An 18,970-nucleotide genomic window follows, 5' to 3' on the forward strand; every position below is an offset into this window, starting at 1 on the left:
AATTTAGGGCTGCTCAGCCGCTCTCCTGCGGAGATGCGGCCTGCGGCTTCGCAGCCAAATGCCTGCGTGAATCCATGAGCCCACTGATAATTCGTTCGTTTTTGTCCTTGACTTGGGGTCCACTTCGAATTTCATGGTGCGTCCTTTCTGTTCATCGTTCACTGCCCACTGCTCCCCAGCAGACCATCCAAATTATCACGGGTCAGCAAGGCCGCGTCCTGCGGCCGTTCCAGAAACGGGCTGACATCGTCGGCGATGGCTTGAAAATCCAAGGCGAGCAGTCGTTCGCGAACCCGTTCTCGCCAATCCGGCGCGTAGTATCGGCCAGCCCCCTGCGTTTGATCCAGGGCATTCTGTAACAAGGTCAGATTCGGGATCAATGGTGGACGCTGCGAGAGGTACCACACCAGATCATACCAATCCCGCCCTTTGGAGTACTTGCGGGTGATCGCAGCATGAAGCTTTCCCGCCAGAAGCGATGGCGGGTCGTAATACTGAAGCAAAAATGTGACATGCCGGGTCACCACCCGGCGCTCGCAGCGTGCGCCCGCCGGGGGACGCGTGTCGATCTCCACTTTGATGGCCAGCTTTTCCGCCGACATGGCTGACAAACCCGCGTCATGCAGAAGGTCACTCACGCGTACCCAACCCGTATGTACGATTTTGCGGTCGTTCCAAGTCACTTCAGGATTGAATCCGGCCAGCGTCAAATCCCGTTTCACTTTGGCCATCCATTCCCTGCCGTCATACCCTTCGGCTGACACCAGCGAAAAATCGAGATCCTCCGAGAAGCGTGGCAGGTTATGCAAAAAACGCAGAGCCGTTCCTCCGACAAAGGCCAGTGGACGGAACGCCTCACTTTCGTGGAGCGATCGTAATACGAAGGCTTGCAGATATTCCCGGAGCTGGTTCAGTGCCTGTCCGGAATCTGACATACCTCGCACCAAAGCCAAGGCTTCCTCTTTCATAGTGTCTCCGTCCCTTCTTCCGCATCTGATGCCAATCGGAGCCAATGTTCGACCGCCCGGTCGAGTCGCGGACTCCGAAATCGTTTGGCATACAGCTTGAGCCGTTCGGTATCAACTTGCGCAACATGTTGGTAACGCATTTCATCCAGACGTTCAGGGGTCCACACCCCCTCGATCAAATGCCAGTGATCCAGTAACGCCTTCTCCGGCTCCGCAACGAGAAACTTTTGGTCACCGACACCCGCCGATGCAAACCCGAAGAAGCAATCCTGTTTGATGTTGCGATAATCGAAAACGCCGAAGGGATTCTCGAAGCGACGCGGAACGCGCGAAGTCACGCTGGTAAACCGGACCACCCGTTCCGGAATCAGGTCGTAGTGGCCCAACGCCCACAAACCGCTGAGGTACGACGGACGGTACAGCGCATTCGCCAGCACGGCAGGATTCAGCGGCACGCGTCGGTAGGTCTCGGAGAGTGTGTACATCCCGCGCCGCAATCCGATCACCTTGCCTTGGGTCATCCAGCGCGAGAGCTGAACCCGGACCATCTCGCGCCGATCATCAAACGCCTGCGCCAGCAACGCCAGATCGAAGCACGGCATCGTTCCCGCAAGCTTTACAAGGTCGTCAAATTTCATATCCAAAAATTAGCACAACTGTTATTGATTGCAAACAGAGTTCAGGCCCAGCGTCGCCGCCACTCTATCTGTTTTGTGGTTCTTCCCGGTTTTAGGAAAAACGGAATGTTTCAGTCACGGAATGCACGGAGTGGGTATCAACAGGGTTGCTCTGGCGTGTCGCCGTACTGCGCGAATGGCCTCCGGCAAGGTGTCGTCGCGGCATAAACGGTTTTCCCCCGCTGTCGCGGGGCCCCCCATTTATACGCGACGTTCCTTGCCTCTGGCCATTCCCTCAGTGCAAGCCGGTCATGGTCGTCCTTATGAAAGCAAATGACACATTTGCTTTCATAAGGACGACCATGACGTTACCGGCGAAAGCAGTCGAAGCTGGTCTGCATCGGCCTTATGTTATTGGTTCATCGAAAACTGATAACAAGGAGGCTTTCAGGATGCAGACCAGCGACATCTACCATACTCAGGGAATCAGAGGCTTCAAGGTGGCAACGACCCATTACATCGGCGGCCTGTGCATAGTGAAAATCAAGGCCAGCTAACATATCTATCCCCGTTGTCGCTCCAGCGAGGTTACCGGTTCTTCCCGGTTTTAGGAAAAACGGAATATTTCAGTCACGGAATGCGCGTTGCGGGTATCGAAAGGGTTGCTGTGGCGTGTCGCTGTACTGCGTGAATGTCTCCGGCAAGATGCCGTCGCGGCATAAACGGTTTCCCCTCGCTGTCGCGAGTCTTCCCATTTATACGCGACGTTCCTTGCATCCGATCCTCCCCTCAGTGCAAGCCGGTCATGGTCGTCCTTGTGAAAGCAAATGACGCCTTTGCATTCACAGTACGATCCATGGCGTTATCGGCCAAAGCAGTCGAGACTGGCCTGCGTCGGCCCTACGTTATTCGTTCCACTAAAACAGGTAACAAAGATGCTTTCATATTGCCGACCAGTGACATCTACCATATCCGGGGAATCAAGGGCTTCAAGATGGCAACAACTCCTTGTTTCGGCGGCCTGTGCATCGTGAAAATCGAAGCCGGCAAGCATCTTTGTCCTCGTTGTCACTCCGGCAAGGCCTCCCCCTATCCGGTTAGCGAACACGAGATGCAGGCACAAAAGTAGGGCCAATCATGATTTGCCTGCAGTGGAGATAAAGAAGCAGCTGCTAAGTTCCTGCTTGTCGGCATGGCTTTTTCGCAAAACCGGGAAGAGTTTTTTTGTCCGCAGATTGACGCAGATAATTGATAAGATTTGCTGTTTGGTGTCAGTTGCCAGAAAAATTAACCGTATGGGCCGAGGAATACAGCCATAATTGGCGTTTTCCCAGGGTGGCGCGCGCCTTCAGCGCACTGCCCCTGGGAAGGTATGTGGCGCCACTTCAGGGCGCTTGCCGCTTCGTGGAGAGGGAAATGTTAGCTGGTGGCAAGGTATAGCATGAGAAAGGGTTTGCCCTGCAAAGTGTAAACGTAATTTGTGAACGACTCCTTATCAATGATTGGCCTTGCCGAGTGCGTTCTCAAGCAACTCAAACAGCGTCACGGCAACAAAGGCGAGTAAAAGCCTTTCTGCCGCGCTGTCATCGCCTGCGCGAGCTGGAGACGGCCGCGTTCAAGGTCTGACGATGATGTCCACATCAGTGTAGGCGAAGACCCAAATTCCCGCGAGTGGTGATAGTGTGCGGCAGCGGACGTAAACTGACGGTTCCGGGGCCCATTGCCAAGCTTGGCTATCAACGGGTAGGGCCCCAGGTTTGAACACGGACGCGAAGTCTGCTTCGGGTGGAAGTTTGGCTACGGACACGAGGTTCCATCCGGCCTTGAGGGCAATGACGTAGGCCCCAGGGTCGGTCATGGCGGCCAGTTCGCTGCGGTTGTTTTGGCCGTCCGCATCCGGATCATCATCGCCGTTCCAGCGGAAGTGGCCAAAATATTCCAGTTCCCACAGGTCTGGGAGCAGGTCTTCGTCGTTATCCGTCGAGATCAAGTAGCGGCGTGACTGGGGGATAGCGGCATTTCTGGAGGCGTCGGCTACTTCATAGGTAATCACGTATTCACCTGGCGTGCTAGTATCAACGGCTCCGGTGTAGGTCACTTGGGCTGTCAGATCGCCTTCGAAAGAGTCCATGGCTTGGACGCCTGCCCGGAGGTCCAGATCAAGGCCCGTGATACTCAGGATCAGGTCTGTCTCGACCACCAAGACAGGCGGGGTGGTGTCAGATACCACATAGGTGCGGACGCCGGAGATTTCCGGGCCGTCGTTGAATGTTACTGCATACCGGACCGAGTATTCCCCCAAGGCTTGGGTATCGACCAAGCCAGTGACCTGGATGTGCGTAGTGATGTCGTCGCCGTTGCCAGTCGCGGCCGCCACGCCCTGCAACAGGTCTGGCGGCGCCGTGCCGGCCTCAATGCGCATGGTGTTTGGCTCGATGGTTAACACCGGTATGGTACCAGGTTCGTTGAAGACGGTTGGTTCCGGGTCGTTCGCATCAAGAAGCCCGTCGTTATCGGTATCAGGATGGTCCCAGCGTGTGCCCAGCTCATCTTCGGCCTGGTCTGTTAGGCCATCGGAGTCAAAATCGGGATTGCCCGCGTAGGGGAAATAGTAGCGCCAGGCGGCCGCCAGTTCGGGGATATCGCCCATCGCTTGGTAGAGTGCTCGGGTCAAAGTCGAGTCGGTGAACAGCCAGCCTTCTGTTCCCAGCGCCAGGTTCCAGGCACCTTGCAGGGCGTTGACGTGAATGACATCGCCGGCGGCGTTGATCGACATTGATTCCAGCATATTGAGGGGAGAAAGCAGGCGCATCGCAAGAAGTGTGTCATGCATACGGAGCGCCTCTGCCCGCCGCAGGTCTGCAATCATCGCATGATAATGCCCGACCACGACGAAGTGGCCGTTGTCCTGGTACAACGGCGCGATGTGGTTGCCGCCGATGCCATAGGCCTGATAGATTTTCTCATTTTCCGCGTCCCATCCGGACGGTCTATCACCCGCGCTTAAGCCAAAAAGCCCCTTGGCGTTATAGAAGTCACTGGCATGTGCCTGGTTGGCGTACCAGGTAATCTGAGTTTGTGCCGCTGTGGAGCGGGTGGCAAACCAGTTGTTGTCGAAGCGGTCCTTGCCGATCGGGGTGATTGGATAGCCTGCTTCGTCGATGAAGCCGGAGCCATTATCCGTGGGTGGTGGCCCCATCATACCGGGGACGCCGCCGATGTATGCCGCGAGCAGCACGCCCAGCGTTTCGGTGCCAAAGCCATACCAGGCATCACTAAGGAGTTCGCCATTTACATTGTAGCCGTGGTGGAAACCGCCATTGGCGGCCTTCATGGCTGCCCAGTCGATGCTCTTGACGTATGCGATGGCCTGTGCCAACTCATTATCCAAATCAAGCATGCGTAGAGCCACGATGAGGTCAAGCATAGTATAAGCGGTGTCGCCGCTGGACCACTCGCTGAGATTGTTCTGCCCAGCTCCGGACGTAAAGTGCGGAATCAGGTTGGCTGATCCTCTTGGCAGGACATGAAGAATGGTATGGGCCATGTCCGCCACCCTTGCCCGCGCGGTATCTGCTTGCACCAGACCTTGTTTCGTGGCTAGGGCCAGGATTTTGCAGAGCTTCCCGGTCGCCGTGACATTTTCCCTTTTGTCTGGCTCAGGGTCGAATCGGTCATCGACGATCCTGTCCTGGCTATTGTAGCAGCGCAGGAGCTGTCCCAGCCAGATCACTGTCGCTTTTTCGGCTTTTTCGAGTTCGGGCATTTCATAGATCAGTCTGATTTCGTCGATGCTGACTGTGTCGCCGACAGTGGCCCGGTCCAATTGCCAAACCAGCGTATTGACGCTCCGGTTGTTTAGCGATGGGTCGATGACCATCCGCAAGGGTCTGGGAAAGGCGTCGGCGAGCAATTCGGAACGCGGCCAACTTTTACTGGCAATCACTTCCTTCTGGGTCGCGCTTTCATGCTTGAGCTGAAGGGAGAAGGAGAGATCCTCCCGGCCATCAGGTGAAGCGGCCGAGGAGAGATCGACTTCCACGGCGATAATCCGTGGCTGATAGTCTGCCTTGATGACCGTGGAATAAATCGCGCCAATGGTGATATCGTGGCCAAAACGATGAAATTCGCCGGCGGAAGTCCACAACTCGCCAGGCGGTAGCTTTGCACATTCGGCTTGTAGTGTGCCGAGCTGTGGCTGTGAGTAGGAAAACGTGCCTTTGGGATCGTCTCCTGCAACATTGAGCAGCCCGCGCGAAGCGCCCATCCGATTGAAAAGCCAGCCGATCGGGGGGGCGCCGGGGAGTGGCCGATCGTGAGTTTCCACGATGCCAACGATTTCGCGGGCCGAAAGGCAGGAGAGCGAAAGTAGGAGAAATGCTATTGTCTTGAAGTGGCAATGCCCGTTCATTTTATCCTTCTTTCCCTTGTAATCGTTTTGATGGCAGCTTTCCTGGTGCTGTCATCATCTTCTCATTACCGAAACGGTGTAGCTGGATCGTGACGATGATTTTTACAGGAATGTAGCGCTTCAATTGAACTAGGGTCAGCGGCTCATTGTGAATTAGAAGACCTGCTGTAATCGGTCAGCCATTGATATCAACCGGTCTCAGGGAACGCGTGGGACCGATGGGACCGGTTGGCGGCAGCGCTGGGGCGAGGACTCACGTCTCACGACTCATGGCCGGGACACTGGGGACTTTCGGGACTATGGGGAATGACGAATTGGACACAAGGGACTGATTGGGGACCGCTTGGACTTCGGTGACCGCTTGCTTGATACCTGGGCCTGCTGGGAGCGCCGCCATCCCGGCTCTTTTCGGCCAGATCGGACGGACCAAGTCGTCTGATGGTTTGCGGCAGGGCAGTCAAAAAGATCGCATGAACAACAGATATCAATGACTCCTATGAAACCCGCTGCCGCAAAGGTCGGCGGAAATCAAGGTCGGATGGCTGGGCGGCGACTGGCCGTGGGTTTCCTGCAAATTGTCCCCGGTGTTTTCCCCACCGGGGTGATTACTGACCGATTGCGCCGCGCGGGTAATTGGTCAGTGATTGATAACCGCTGGTCGTGCGGTCTTTTGTTTTCAGCGCCAACGGCGCGGTCTAAGATAGCCCAGGGCAAGCGCCCGCAGGGCGCGCCGCCCAGGGTAGAGCCCCCATCCCAAAAGAGCCCTGTAAGGGCGACCTAAAAAACTCTGCGGATGGGCAAGGTACATAGCGGGGAAAACGCTGTGAGGTTCCATTGCCTCTTTGGCCCCGGTCAGCTTCGCCGACCGGGGCCAAAGAGGCCGAGGAACACGACCTTGGTTGGCGCTTTACCCAGGGCGGCGCGCGCTTTCAGCGCTGCTTGCCCTGGGCTATCATGTTTCGCGCCTTCAGCGCTTCTGCCGCTTCGCGGCGATGAAATGCCACGATGTCATAAGTTTTTTTGCAGAAGCAACAAGCGCCATAAAGTTTATGTGAAGGTCCCTAATCCAGTCGTCTCCAAGGATCAGCCATAATCAATGACTCCTATGAAACCCGCTGCCGCAAAGGTTGGCGGAAATCAAGGTCCAATGGCTGGGCGGCGACTGGCCGTGGGTTTCCTGCAAATTGTCCCCGGTGTTTTCCCCACCGGGGTGATTACTGACCGATTGCGCCGCGCGGCTGCCTCGTGAGAGGGGAGTAATTGCCTTTGTTTCGATACACAGTATGTTTTGCCAGTAAGATGCGGACTACGACCTGGTGGCTCGGCCAAAATCAGACCTTGTGCGTCGCGCTGTGGCCCGTACGTTCCGCCGGCGCATGCCGCGCAGGCGGTTCATCGGCTGGGACTTCAAGCCGCTGCCAGTGGGCTACGTGGGGGCAGAGCGAATAGGGCTGGTGGAGATTGCGGAGAGAGTGAAGGGGCTGGTAGCTGGGGAAAAATCGGGAGACAAACTGCTCGGTCAATGGAACAGACATTCATGCCAGGTCCAAATCAGTTCCATTTCCGCTCAAGAAATAGTCGATGGTTTTCAGACATTTTCAGTCGCGGAATTAACTGTGGATGACACGGACATACTCGAAGGGAGGCGTTTTATATGAGAAAAAGCGGTTCCGGGGAAAAAATCTTCGGGAAAGAGGGCGCCTCCAAGGACCGCGTCGTCCGGGTGTTTGTCTCCTCCACCTTCAAGGACATGATCGAGGACCGCAACGAACTCATGGTCGGGGTCTGGCCGGCCCTGCGCAAAGTGTGCCGGGGGCGGGCGGTGGAGTTTGTCGAGGTGGACCTGCGCTGGGGCGTGACCGAGGAACAGTCCCAGCGCAAGGAGACCCTGCGCCACTGTCTGGCGGAGATCAAGCGCTGCCGCCCCTACTTCATCGGCCTACTGGGCGAACGCTACGGCTGGACCCCCGGCCCGGAAGCCTTTCCCCCGGCGCTCCTGGATGAAGAAGTCTGGCTGAAGAACGAGGTCGCCAAACACAGCGTCACCGAACTGGAAATCCTCCACGGTGTGCTCAACGACCCCGAGATGGCTGGACGGGCCTTCTTCTACTTCCGCGACCCGCAATACGCCGCGTCCAAGGGCGGCGACTACCTGCCGGAGGATACCGCCCGGCCCACCCGCCAGGACACGCTGAAAGAGAAGGTCAGGGCGGTCTGCCAGACCAAGAGCATTCCCCTGCGCGAGAACTACGCCGATCCCCGTGCCCTTGCCGCGCTCGTTCTCAAAGATCTGTCCGACGCTATCGACGTCGAATTCCCGCCCGACCAGGTGCCCGACGTCTGGTCGCGCGAAGACCGCGACCACGAAGCCTATGCCAGGAGCCGCCGCACCGACTTCTATGTCGGGCGCGAGGCCTATTTCGAGCGGCTCGACACCTTCGCCCGCGACGGTGCCGATGGCTGCGGCCTGACCGTTCTGGGCGCGTCGGGCGGCGGCAAGTCCGCGCTGCTGGCCAACTGGGTGGCGCGCTGGCGCCAGGCGCACCCCAACGACTTCGTCTTCCAGCACTACATCGGCAGCTCCGCCATGAGCGCGGGGCATCTCGCCCTGATGCGCCGACTCATGGTGGCCATCATCCGCTGGTGCGGCGCGGACGATCCCTCTGGTTCGCACGGGATGGAGGAAGAAGAGAGGAAGATTCCCGCCCAGGCCGAGGAGATCATCAAGGTCTTCCCCGAATACCTCGGCCGCCTCGTCGCCCATGCCAGGCGGAAGGGCGTTGGGGCCGTCCTCGTGCTTGACGCGCTCAACCAGATCGAAGACCGCGACCGCGGCCGTCTGCTGGCCTGGCTGTCGCATCGCCTGCCCGGCGAGCTGCGCCTGATCGTCTCCACCCTTCCCGGCGACACCTTCGACGCCCTCCAGCCGCGCGGCTGGCCCGCGCTCACCGTCGAGCCGCTCACCCCGGACGAACGCGTCGAGTTGATCGCGCGTTACCTCAAGCACTTTGCCCAGGGCCTTTCCGATGACCGCGCGCGCAGGATTGCCGGCGTCGCGGCAGCCTCGAATCCGCTCTACATCAAGACCCTGCTCGACGACCTGCGCGCCACCGGCGACCACCAGAAGCTCGACCAGCAGATTGCCGACTACCTCCAGGCCGCCGACATCCCCGGCTTGCTGGGCAAGATCCTGGCCCGCTTCGAGCGCGACTACGAACGCGACCACCCCGGGCTGGTCCGCGAGTCGCTGTCCCTGCTCTGGGCCGCCCGCCGGGGCCTGACCGAACCGGAACTCCTCCAAGCTCTGGGCTCGACTCCCCAATCTGAGATACCCAATCCCAAATCAAAAATCAAAAATCAAAAATCAAACCCCGCCCCCCTTCCTGCCGCGCTCTGGTCGCCCGTGCGCTGTGCGCTGGAGGATGGCCTAGTAGACCGCGACGGCGTCCTGGCCTTCGCGCACGAACACCTGCGCGCGGCCGTCGAACGACGGTATGTGCCGGAGGTCGGCACGGCCCGGGCCTTGCGCCTGCGGCTCGCCGACGACTTCGCCGGACGGCCCGTCGATGCGCGGCAAGCGGACGAACTGCCCTGGCTGCTCCGTCAGGCCGAATCCCGCGACCGCCTCCGCGCCTGCCTTCTCGACATCGACCGCTTCCTGCTCATGCACAAGCGCGAGGACAACGAACTCCTCGGCTACTGGGTCTGGCTGAAAGAGGAGCGCGCCATGGGCCAGCCCTATGTGCGGGCCTTCGAGCAATGGGCTGGAGGCAAGGGCGAAACCACCGCTATCTCCTACGCCGCGAATCAACTTGCGCACTTCCTCGCCTTCCGCGCCGCGCTTCATGCGGAGGCCGAACCCCTGATGCGGCGTGCCCTCAAAATCGATGAGCAAAGCTACGGGGAGAACCATCCGTCCGTCGCCAGAGGCCTCAGCAACTTGGCGGGGTTGCTTCAGGCTACCAGCCGGCTCGCGGAGGCCGAGCCCCTGATGCGGCGCGCCCTCGAGATCGATGAGCAAAGCTACGGGGAGAACCATCCGTCCGTCGCTATTCGCCTTAACAACTTGGCGGGGTTGCTTCAGGCTACCAGCCGGCTCGCGGAGGCGGAGCCCCTTTTTCGGCGCGCCCTCACGATCAATGCGCAAAACTACGGTGAGAACCATCCGAACGTCGCTATTAACCTCAACAACTTGGCAGCGTTGTTTAAGGACATCAATCGGCTCGCGGAGGCCGAACTCCTGATGCGACGCGTCCTCAAGATCGATGAGCAAAACTTCGGGGAGAAACATCCCTCCGTCGCCATTGACCTCAACAACCTGGCGATGTTGCTTCTGGACACCAGCCGGTTCGAGGAAGCCGATACCCTGATGCGCCGTGCCCTCACGATCGATGAGCAAAGCTACGGGATGCACCATCCGGAGGTCGCCAGAGACCTTAACAACTTGACTCATTTGCTTCAGGCCACCAACCGTTTTGCAGAGGCAGATCCCCTGATGCGCCGTGCCCTCAAGATTAGTGAGCAATGCTACGAGGAGAACAATCCGACTGTCGCCATTCGCCTCAGCAACTTGGCTCAGTTGCTTTATAACACCGACCGATTCGATGAGGCCGAACCCCTTTTTCGGCGAGCCCTCATGATCGATGAGCAAAGCTTCGCGGAGAACAATCCGTCCATCGCCACTGACCTCAACAACTTGGGGACATTGCTTCATGCCACCAACCGATTCGATGAGGCCGAACCCCTGATGCGGCGCGCTCTCATGATCGATGAGCAAAACTACAGGGAGAATCATCCGTCCGTCGCCAGAGATCTCAACAACTTGGCTCAGTTACTTAAGGCCACCAACCGGCTCGCGGAGGCCGAACCCCTGATGCGGCGTATGGTTGAGATTTTCCTCTACTTCACCCGTGCTACAGGCCATCAACACCCGCATTTGCAGGTCGCGCTTACCAATTATGCCAACCTGCTTGACGCGATGGGAAAGCCAGAGGATGAGATCCTCGGCACACTGGCAGATTTGGCCGCCCGCGACGGGCTGGCTCTCGGAGGGGCGGGTGGGTAAACCGGAAGCGGCCCTCGCCCAAACTGCGCGCCGTGCTTGAGGAGATCATGCGCGACAAGTCGAAGTTCCAGGAGATCGCCGCCAGACTCCAGCGCGAGGATCCGGCCCTGTTCCAGGAACTGCTCGCGTTCTTTCAGAGCCAGCAATAAGCCACAGCTCCTTCGCCCGTGCAACAGCGCGATGCACTTCGAAAACAAGTGAAGGAGAAGGAGCAATCTCTTGGTCCCAACCACACCGACACCAGCTCAGCCATCAACCAGTTGGCCGAGCACCCCGAAGGCATGGGCGCCTTTGACGAGGCGGAAACGGAGTACCGCCCGGCACTGGATCGCGCGCCGGGCGGCGAGGAAACATAAATCATGCACCCTGTTCAGGATATGAATGTTCAACCGCCAAGCGCAACGCCGCCCTCGGGTGGGCCGGGCTCGGATGAGGATCAGCACTGTGCCAACGTGGTGCCGGAGCGTTTGCCTGCTGCGGGTGGCCAGGCGCAAGTTTTGCTTCCTTCGGGGAAGGGCTCTCGCAGGTTTTTCCGGGGCGGTGTGATAGCGGCAGGGGCGCTTGTCGGCGCGCTCCTGGTCGCGGGCCTGGCCGCTTCAGTTCAGTCACGTTTTTTCAGGCATCAGGACGGGGAGGTTTGCTGCGGCTTGGGCAGTGAGGACGACGAAAAGACGGACGACAGCACGGCGGACTCCGGGCGGGTCCTCTGCTTTGCCGAAATGCGTCGCCTCGCTGCCAAGGCTATTCGCGTTCAGGAGCCGTTGCGAAGGCAGCGTTTGCGCGCGTGCGCAGCGCCGTATCCCGACGAGGTTATACTGCTGGTGGAAGAGGCGTATGAGGCCGCGAAGCGGCATGCCGAGCGGCGCGCTGTAGAGTGGAATCCTTGCATGGGGGGAACACTATCCGGACTCTGCATCATCGAGGTTCAGGAGCAACAGTGCGAAGACGTTGTCGCGTTTATTGAGCGAGTCTGCAATCGTCAACTGGCGGCCCCGTCGAGCACGCATGACGCGGAACAGAACACCTTCAAGGAAGACCCGTATTGTGATTATCCGGGCCGAGAGCCAGAAACAGCCCACAGATGCTTGGTCAGTCTGATGACACGACTGCTGCCGGATATGCCTTACAAGGAGGTCAAGCGATCTGTGAATGGGGTGCTCCGTCCGGTCTGTATGGCTGATCAATTCGATTATATTGGTCGTGATAGTTATCCCAGCCGATACTTGATAAAGGATGAGTATCCTTTTCGAACCGTCCAGTGCTGGGCGGCGCCTGCCCATGCGCAGAGAATGATCGAAGAGCAGAAACGGGATATCCGGCGATTGGAGCTGCGGGCACGCCAGGGGGAGCGGCAAAGCCTCGAGCAGATACTGGACCTGCTGGTCTTCAATCCGCGGAGTTTCTTTACGGCGGATCCCGTGCTTGCGAACGAAATCTATGAGAGCGCCAAAATGGCCAATCCCAATTTGCGGCTCAGTCAGGAGCCCCAGATTCAACTGGTCCTGTTTCTCAGCGCCAACACCCCTTCGGGCTGGGGCGATCATAGGGCGTATCCGGAGGAAGAAGGGGTCAACCTCGACTTATGGGGCGACGGGGAGCCGGGATACCTCATCAGCCTCGCCTGGCACTACGCACATGACCCCGCTTTCCGGTGGGACATCTTCCAGCGTATCCTTGTCCGATCCGGCGGCGGTCTCGATTGTTTATTGGCGAACCTGCGGCGGGCTTATCTTTACGCGCAGGAAAACGACGGCATGGGGCCAGACGGAGACTTGGGCTTTTTCAGCTATGATCTGGGCATCGACTTTGCATCGCCGCGTGAGATCCGCCGTTGGCTTGCCTATTATGAGCGTAAGCGTCTGGAAAGGTGTAAATACCCTGAACTCTATGAAAAAGGCGTGCGCTTCATCGCGCTGCAGGTCGCCAACGAAGAGGTCTTAGCCAACGAGAATAGCCCCTTGGATCGCGCCCACCAAGAAAACGCACTGCGGCAGGATATGGCCATTGACCTGGCTTGTATTGGGGAAACGATGCTGTCGCCGGTTCCCGCCGATGCGCACCAGACTCGGGAAGAATACCGGCGACTATGCGTTGAATTGAGCGCATTGCTGGTCGCTAAGAAATCCGACAAAGCTCCCACTGCGGCAGCCTTTCAAGCCACACAGCAGGCCTGGACGGCATACTGCCGTTTATTTGAGGATGTTATCCCTGAAAACGATCTGGTGCCGGAGGACGACTGGCGGGTTTGGCTGCTTGAGAAACGGATACTGCAACTCCGCCGCATGAAATATAGAATGCTTGGCAGCTTGTAGAAGGCTCCACACGACAGGTGATCTGCGGCTCGACCGAGGCCGCGCGCGAGAGCTATCTGTCTGCCTTGTATGTTCTCCCTCTGGCGCGGTGGGACGAGACGTGCCTAGCCACTGAGGCGCGCTCCAGGCGCAATCCTATGTTGTGGTCTTACCCAGGGTTGCGACGCTCTTGCCTCGGCGGCCTGTGTATCGTGAAAATCGCAGCCGGCAAACATTTCTGTCCTAGTTGTCGCTCCGACGAGATCACCACCTGTCTGGTCAGTCTGTGAGGACAGCGCTGGCATATATGGGATGTCTGCCGTACCTTTATGGTTTGACGGGTGCAATTCCCAAAAGTGGGTAACGCCTATGCAGCCAGGCCATTGAGTAAATCGGCGTAGAACATGCTCCAGTTGTTGGTTTTAAGCTGACACCTCAGGTGGAGTGCCGCCTCCGCGTTCTCCTGCTTCCAGAACATGCCCGCACCTTTGATTCTCAGGTTCACGATTCTGCGCACGGCGCTTTCAATCGCTCCTGAGCCAATCGGCTGCTTCTCTCTGCTGAGCTTGGCATAGTCAATTGCCGACATGTTGGTTTTGAAATACGCATATTCTCGCCTGATGACCGCGTTGCCACGCCGTCTTGATTTGGCCAGTTCAGCCAGGAACACTGCGGGAGGAGCCTTCTTGAGCAGTTTTTTCATGTTGTCGAGCCACGCGCGCTTCTCGATCAGGCTTGCAAACGTCTTAGCCTCCGCGACGCTTGCAAGATGCTCGACCGCGTGGTAGTAGTCAAGGCACGTTGACACGCGCGCCCTGTCGATGCCGACTTCTTCGATAATCTGGTCAATCCTGTTCCATATCCATTTTGCGCCGTCGCCCAGGAACGTGATTGATTTCGCGTTCTGCGCGCCCATCGCCCTGAGCTCCGCTACCAGCAGCCGAGTGATGTCCTCCGGGCCGCCGATGGTGCCGTCGCAGCGTTCAAGTCCCTTGCGCATTTTCCGGCCCTCGGCGTCCAGTTCGTAGATGATGAACAGCTTCGGTTCACGCCAGTCGGCGACATAGGTATGATAGCCCTTGGCGGTCTTGCGCCCGCGCTTGTTCGTTCGTATGAGGACGCGCCCCCCGTCCATGGCGACCGCGAGTCTTTTTCCATCGGCCTCGTTGCTCACTCGAAGACAAGCGAGCCGTCGTTCCCTCGCTTTCAGGGAAGCATGACCGACAGCCCGGCTGATCGTGCCGACGCGCTTGGCCGAAATGTCCCGGCCCCGTAAGCGCAACGCATTGGACGCCTCTTCGTAGGAGTCTCGCAGCCCTTCCAGCGTGACATCCTCGCACCAAGCAGGCGAAGCGCCGGCAAGGACGCCTAACAAAAGCAAAGCGGGAAACCTGCCTGTGCCCGCCACGCCGCGTCTACCCGTGCCGCGCTTGCGCCCGCGACGCTTCTCTTTTACGGGCAGATAGTAGGCCCCGGTAATCGAGGTATACTTCCCATGCTTGAGCTGAATGCTGGTCAGCCTTTGCCCGTGGTACCGGAGTTTTTTTTAGCGGGCCTTTCTATTCGGACGTCTCCCACCGTCTTTTGCAGCACCTCCGCCACGATGTCGTCCATCGCCTGTCCCAACAGGCGATCCGGTGTGTTTTCCGCTTCCTTGAAGGTCTTCGCCGACGGGCTCCGGTTGAATGTTTTCAGCGCCTGGACGATCTCGGCCTTGCGTTCGAGAAGCTTTTTTTCCACCAGGGCGTTCAGTTCTTCGTCCGTCATTCCCATTTTTCTTGATCTCCTTGATGTTGAGTTCAGTCAGTTCCTCGATGATTGCCCATGCGCGCTCATACATGGCCACGGCACGCTCAAACGCTTTTTCCTCGGACGGCTTCACATACTGGATCTTGTTTTTCGAACCAGCTGAAGACCGCGACAGGTAGCAGAACGGATGCTGCTTGCCTTTCGCGCATTCGCATTGTGCGCGCCCGCACTTGCGCGTCGTATGGACAATCGATCCGCGCACCAGACCACACAGCTTCACCAGTTCCTTTGCCAAATCGCGTTGCTTTTCCATCGCCATCGTCGCAACTCCTTTAATATATGCGGTTTAGCATACCATAAAACGACAACAAAAAAAAGCAAGTCGAGTACTTGCAAAAAAAATGGGGGGGGTAATGTTTACCCCATCGCGCAATGACCCACTTTTGGGAATTGCACCCGGTTTGACTGTCGTTGCGAGTTGCATGAATGGAGTGCCTGCATGAACACCAGTTGGACCGACGATGAATGGTATAATTTTCTTGACGATTTAAGCTCGAATTCCGGCCGTTACGTGCCTGTGATTGGCCCCGAGCTCATGGTCTATCAAGAAGGGGAGCGAACAGTCAGTGTGTATCAACTTTTGGGGGAGCGGCTTGCTGACAAGCTTCGTGTTGACCGCAAACAGCTGCCAGCAGCGTTTGGCCTGGGCGACGTCATTCGCAGTTATCAGTTGCGGCGGGGGGATTTCACTTCTGCCATGCCCTACGCATCGATAGCGGGAGCCCGTCCGAAAAGCCCTGGCGAGAGTCTTGTTTGAGTGCCATGGCGGCTGTCGGGGCGGACGCCAACTGCCCGGGCGGCGGCGACCCGGCTATTTCATTCAGAAAGATTTGTAGTTAGGAAGGATTCTTTGATCTTTTAAACGCACGCGGCGCATTTCACCCGTTAGGTTTATTATTTCTGTCTGTTTATGTCATGTTTTGTCTATTCATGCCGTGTTCCTCATCTTCTCTTCCTGCTCCTGAGCTTCCTTGGCCTTTCTGGCGCGGACCATCAGGATGCGGTCGACGTTGTAGGCGATGATCTTCTCCAGCATTTCCGCTCTGACGTTTTCCAGCCCGCAGCGCCGCATTCTGGCGAAGAAGTAGCCATCCTTCATGACCGCCATGAGGGACTCCACGGCGGAGCGTCGCGCGCGTTGCTCAATGGCCTCGGCGCTGTCCCATTCCCCGGCCGGGGTGATCTTCTTGCCCTTGGCGCCGGAGAAGGTGATCAGCTTGACGCCCAGTTTGAGCGCTGCCTCGCGGTTTTTCTGCGAGGCGTAGCCATCGTCCGTGGTGACCTTTTCCGGCACGTCGCCCACGCGGCCGGTGACGGCTTCGATCGTCTTGACCAGCACGCCGCTGTCGGCGGTATTGCCCTTGTCCAGCGCCAGGTCGACGATGAAGCCCGCGCGGCTGCGGGCCAGACCGGGACGGTAGCCAAGTACGGTTTCGCGGTCGCCTTTGATGATCAGGGCCGCGTCGGCGTCGGCCAGGCTGAGCAACTTCTCGTCCATGGGCACGGCCTCGTGATTGAACACCCGGCGCCGGATTTGATTGCCGGCCTTCCAGGCGTTGACGAGGGCCTTTACGCCATCGAGCAGGTGTCGCTCCCGCTTGGCCTGAAGCTGCGGAGCCAGCCGGGCCGCGTCTTCTGCGAACAAGGTCTTGTAGAGCTCTTTCATGGGTGCCATGGCCTTGTCCATCGTGTCAAGCATCTTGCGATACAACTTCCGTCTTTTGCTCGGAGCCTTCTTGCCGCGGGCCATGTTGATGTCACGCGCCAGGCAGACAATCGTGTCTTTCCAGCTTGGCATCCAGCCATCGGTGAACGTGACCACTCCCTGCTCCCGCAAGGTCCAAAGCTCGATGAAGGCTCGCTGCAGGCTGCGAGCGGCCAGACTGGCGTCATTGGGAAACGCCGAGTTGGCGCACACCGCCGTGCTGTCAACGCAGATTTCCTTGAAGTCGTCAAGCTCCTCGGTCAGGCAGTCCTGGAGCTGGGCATCCAGTATGGCCTGCCGCGTCGCGTTGGTCACGGCGTTGAGGTTGTCGACCAGCGCCTGACGCGATGGCAGGCGAAGACCGCGAGGCGACAGCACGGCCTCGATCGTCTTGTACTCGCAGAAGCGCTCGCAGGCGTCCTGGTCGCTGACCGAACCGTAGCGGCCGCGCATGAGCAGAAAGAGAAAGACGACCAATGCCGGCATTCTGGGGCGACCAGTCTCAAGGGTACGGGGGGCGACGCTGGGCTCCGCCTCGGGGATGTTACTCAGCAAGGCCGGCAAGGCTGGCAAGACTGCCCGTGCCGCTTGCCGCTGGCGCGCACGCTGGGCCTTCTTCCGCAAACCGTAGGCATCCAGGTCGGCGTCAATCAGCGGCAGCAACTCGCCATGGCGGTCGATGAAAGCCAGCATCTCCGCAGCGAAATCAGCCAAGTCGCTGTCGGGAGTGGTCGAAAACAACTGGTAATTTGGAAAGAGAAAAATACATTCCATGGCGTGCCCCATTATGTTTGTGCGACCTTTCTTCGCGGAATTCGATCGCGTTCAGCATAATGTGGCACTTTTTTTTGATTTGTCTCGCGCGTGCGCGCATTATGCGCGCGCACGAGGGCTTTTCGGATGACCTCATCCTAAACGCAAGCGCAGGATAATCATTTCTACTTGAAGAGCCGTTGTTTTTTGGCGTGTTTTTCGCGAAAAAGTAATTGGCAGCTTGCCCATTCCCAGTGATGGGCAGTGGCGACATTTCGCTTGTCGCCGGTCGCCTGCTTTGTGATTGAACGGCGTTCTGCACAGTCCGCAGGACGATTCCAGTATCACCTCCGAAAATTGTGTTTTTTTATAGTAGACAGCTGTTTTTTGCGTCTGTATAGTGCTTGCGGTTGTGGGAAATGCGACTTTTTTGATATTTTGTGCAGAGGGCGTTTTGAGAAGGAGGCAGTATGGCTGGAGCCGACAGATTACAGGCGGGTGGTGGCGGTTTGACCTCTCATGAGGTGCTGCGGGATACGGTAAACAAAGTCGGCACCAAAGTGGTCGCTGACGAATTGAAGTTATCCCCGGCGATGATCTACAAGTGGTGCCAGCCGAGTTGGGGGGAGTTGTCCAGCGGCGAGCGCAATCCGCTTGATCGTATTCTTGCTCTCTGCGAAGCTGCCTGTAGCGACAAGCCCGTCAAGTGGTTGTGCGAACAGCGCAACGGTGTTTTTGTGCGCAATGTCGCACTTGAGTTCGATGGCGAGCCTGCTGCTTCGCATCTTCGGGCAACCCAACGCATTGTCAAGGAATTTTCCGAACTCCTTGGCACGCTCGCCGAGAGCTACAGCGAGGAACAGGGGGTCAGTCCCGGAAGCGCCGCGTGCATTCGGCGTGACTGGGAGGATGTCAAGCGCGCTGCCGAACGTCTTGTCCGCGCTTGCGAACGTGGCGATTTTTCTGGGGAAAGGGCCGGCGGCAACGGACGCCGGGGGGATGTTTGATGCTGGACTGGGACAATGAGCCCGTCGGTGACGATGGGGGCTTTCTCTGCTGCAGGACGCCATGGGCGCAAAGTCACCAGCGCTGGCCGTATGTCCGTATGATAGCGTCCAGCGCAGAGGGCCTCAGTAACCACCGTGATGACGATGCATCGGGAACGGCAGGCCGCATTCTGTCTGCAGGCAGCCGGGGAATGCCGGCGAAAAACACTTGGATACGCGGGAGAAGTAGAGGCCGGTGAAGGCGACGCGATGGGTGGCCAGCAGGCGAATCAGGTCCCTGCCGGCGCGATTGTGACAAATGGGATTGAGGACCGTTATGAAAATATGTCAGCACTGTCAGCAAA

Annotated in this window: 13 protein-coding genes and 1 pseudogene; 7 read left to right on the plus strand and 7 right to left on the minus strand. The window is 58.2% G+C overall.

What is annotated here, in order from left to right; all coding sequences use genetic code 11:
- Positions 1-158 precede the first annotated feature (158 nt).
- Complete coding sequence (locus tag J3R75_RS12810; RefSeq protein WP_307262112.1) at positions 159-968, minus strand: nucleotidyl transferase AbiEii/AbiGii toxin family protein; 810 nt, start codon at positions 966-968, stop codon at positions 159-161.
- Complete coding sequence (locus J3R75_RS12815; RefSeq protein WP_307262114.1) at positions 965-1,606, minus strand: type IV toxin-antitoxin system AbiEi family antitoxin domain-containing protein; 642 nt, start codon at positions 1,604-1,606, stop codon at positions 965-967. Before J3R75_RS12815 ends, J3R75_RS12810 begins: the two co-directional genes overlap by 4 nt.
- Positions 1,607-1,947: 341 nt before the next feature.
- Between J3R75_RS12815 and J3R75_RS12820 the strand changes: the two genes are divergently transcribed.
- Both J3R75_RS12820 and J3R75_RS12825 read left to right on the plus strand, forming a co-directional pair.
- Positions 1,948-2,142 carry a hypothetical protein gene (locus J3R75_RS12820; protein ID WP_307262115.1) on the plus strand — a complete coding sequence of 65 codons (195 nt, stop codon included), beginning with the start codon at positions 1,948-1,950 and terminating at the stop codon, positions 2,140-2,142.
- 260 nt (positions 2,143-2,402) lie between these two features.
- The gene (locus tag J3R75_RS12825) at positions 2,403-2,714 is read left to right on the plus strand and encodes a hypothetical protein (RefSeq protein ID WP_307262116.1); all 312 of its coding nucleotides are present in this window, start codon (positions 2,403-2,405) and stop codon (positions 2,712-2,714) included.
- Between the two features lie 486 nt (positions 2,715-3,200).
- Here the strand turns inward: J3R75_RS12825 and J3R75_RS12830 are convergent, their stop codons facing one another.
- On the minus strand, positions 3,201-5,996 hold the full coding sequence (locus J3R75_RS12830; protein WP_307262117.1) for an immunoglobulin-like domain-containing protein: 2,796 nt from the start codon (positions 5,994-5,996) through the stop codon (positions 3,201-3,203).
- A 1,654-nt stretch (positions 5,997-7,650) separates the two neighbouring features.
- Between J3R75_RS12830 and J3R75_RS12835 the strand changes: the two genes are divergently transcribed.
- The 3 genes from J3R75_RS12835 (at position 7,651) to J3R75_RS12845 (ending at position 13,373) form a co-directional block, all read left to right on the plus strand.
- Positions 7,651-11,061, plus strand: coding sequence for a tetratricopeptide repeat protein (locus tag J3R75_RS12835; protein ID WP_307262119.1), 3,411 nt, complete (start codon positions 7,651-7,653; stop codon positions 11,059-11,061).
- 167 nt (positions 11,062-11,228) lie between these two features.
- Positions 11,229-11,417: a hypothetical protein gene (locus J3R75_RS12840; RefSeq protein ID WP_307262121.1), complete on the plus strand. Its 189-nt coding sequence runs from the start codon at positions 11,229-11,231 to the stop codon at positions 11,415-11,417.
- Between the two features lie 3 nt (positions 11,418-11,420).
- The gene (locus J3R75_RS12845; RefSeq protein WP_307262123.1) at positions 11,421-13,373 is read left to right on the plus strand and encodes a hypothetical protein; all 1,953 of its coding nucleotides are present in this window, start codon (positions 11,421-11,423) and stop codon (positions 13,371-13,373) included.
- 346 nt (positions 13,374-13,719) lie between these two features.
- Here J3R75_RS12845 and J3R75_RS12850 read toward each other — a convergent pair whose 3' ends face one another.
- From J3R75_RS12850 to J3R75_RS19895, 3 genes and pseudogenes are all read right to left on the minus strand, one after another.
- Complete coding sequence (locus tag J3R75_RS12850; RefSeq protein ID WP_307262124.1) at positions 13,720-14,526, minus strand: hypothetical protein; 807 nt, start codon at positions 14,524-14,526, stop codon at positions 13,720-13,722.
- A gap of 341 nt (positions 14,527-14,867) precedes the next feature.
- Complete coding sequence (locus J3R75_RS12855) at positions 14,868-15,119, minus strand: hypothetical protein (RefSeq protein WP_307259863.1); 252 nt, start codon at positions 15,117-15,119, stop codon at positions 14,868-14,870.
- A gap of 109 nt (positions 15,120-15,228) precedes the next feature.
- A pseudogene (locus J3R75_RS19895) lies at positions 15,229-15,420 on the minus strand (DUF6788 family protein); the annotation flags it as partial.
- Positions 15,421-15,600: 180 nt separating this feature from the next.
- On the opposite strand from J3R75_RS19895, the gene J3R75_RS12860 reads away from it, so the two are divergent.
- Complete coding sequence (locus J3R75_RS12860) at positions 15,601-15,918, plus strand: hypothetical protein (RefSeq protein ID WP_307262126.1); 318 nt, start codon at positions 15,601-15,603, stop codon at positions 15,916-15,918.
- A gap of 171 nt (positions 15,919-16,089) precedes the next feature.
- On the opposite strand, the gene J3R75_RS12865 is transcribed toward J3R75_RS12860, so the two are convergent.
- Positions 16,090-17,640, minus strand: coding sequence for a transposase (locus J3R75_RS12865; RefSeq protein WP_307262128.1), 1,551 nt, complete (start codon positions 17,638-17,640; stop codon positions 16,090-16,092).
- Between the two features lie 449 nt (positions 17,641-18,089).
- Here J3R75_RS12865 and J3R75_RS12870 point away from each other — a divergent pair, with 449 nt between their 5' ends.
- Positions 18,090-18,626, plus strand: coding sequence for a hypothetical protein (locus tag J3R75_RS12870; RefSeq protein WP_307262130.1), 537 nt, complete (start codon positions 18,090-18,092; stop codon positions 18,624-18,626).
- Positions 18,627-18,970 lie beyond the last annotated feature (344 nt).

The sequence above is a fragment of the Oligosphaera ethanolica genome (assembly GCF_030814695.1).
Lineage (GTDB): Bacteria > Verrucomicrobiota > Lentisphaeria > Oligosphaerales > Oligosphaeraceae > Oligosphaera > Oligosphaera ethanolica.

Coding starts and splice junctions, on each gene's coding strand:
- J3R75_RS12870 (WP_307262130.1), top strand. CDS start 18,090: ATGGCTGGAGCCGACAGATTACAGGCGGGTGGTGGCGGTTTGACCTCT.
- J3R75_RS12835 (WP_307262119.1), top strand. CDS start 7,651: ATGAGAAAAAGCGGTTCCGGGGAAAAAATCTTCGGGAAAGAGGGCGCC.
- J3R75_RS12830 (WP_307262117.1), bottom strand. CDS start 5,996: ATGAACGGGCATTGCCACTTCAAGACAATAGCATTTCTCCTACTTTCG.
- J3R75_RS12810 (WP_307262112.1), bottom strand. CDS start 968: ATGAAAGAGGAAGCCTTGGCTTTGGTGCGAGGTATGTCAGATTCCGGA.
- J3R75_RS12860 (WP_307262126.1), top strand. CDS start 15,601: ATGAACACCAGTTGGACCGACGATGAATGGTATAATTTTCTTGACGAT.
- J3R75_RS12815 (WP_307262114.1), bottom strand. CDS start 1,606: ATGAAATTTGACGACCTTGTAAAGCTTGCGGGAACGATGCCGTGCTTC.
- J3R75_RS12845 (WP_307262123.1), top strand. CDS start 11,421: ATGCACCCTGTTCAGGATATGAATGTTCAACCGCCAAGCGCAACGCCG.
- J3R75_RS12865 (WP_307262128.1), bottom strand. CDS start 17,640: ATGGAATGTATTTTTCTCTTTCCAAATTACCAGTTGTTTTCGACCACT.
- J3R75_RS12820 (WP_307262115.1), top strand. CDS start 1,948: ATGACGTTACCGGCGAAAGCAGTCGAAGCTGGTCTGCATCGGCCTTAT.
- J3R75_RS12855 (WP_307259863.1), bottom strand. CDS start 15,119: ATGACGGACGAAGAACTGAACGCCCTGGTGGAAAAAAAGCTTCTCGAA.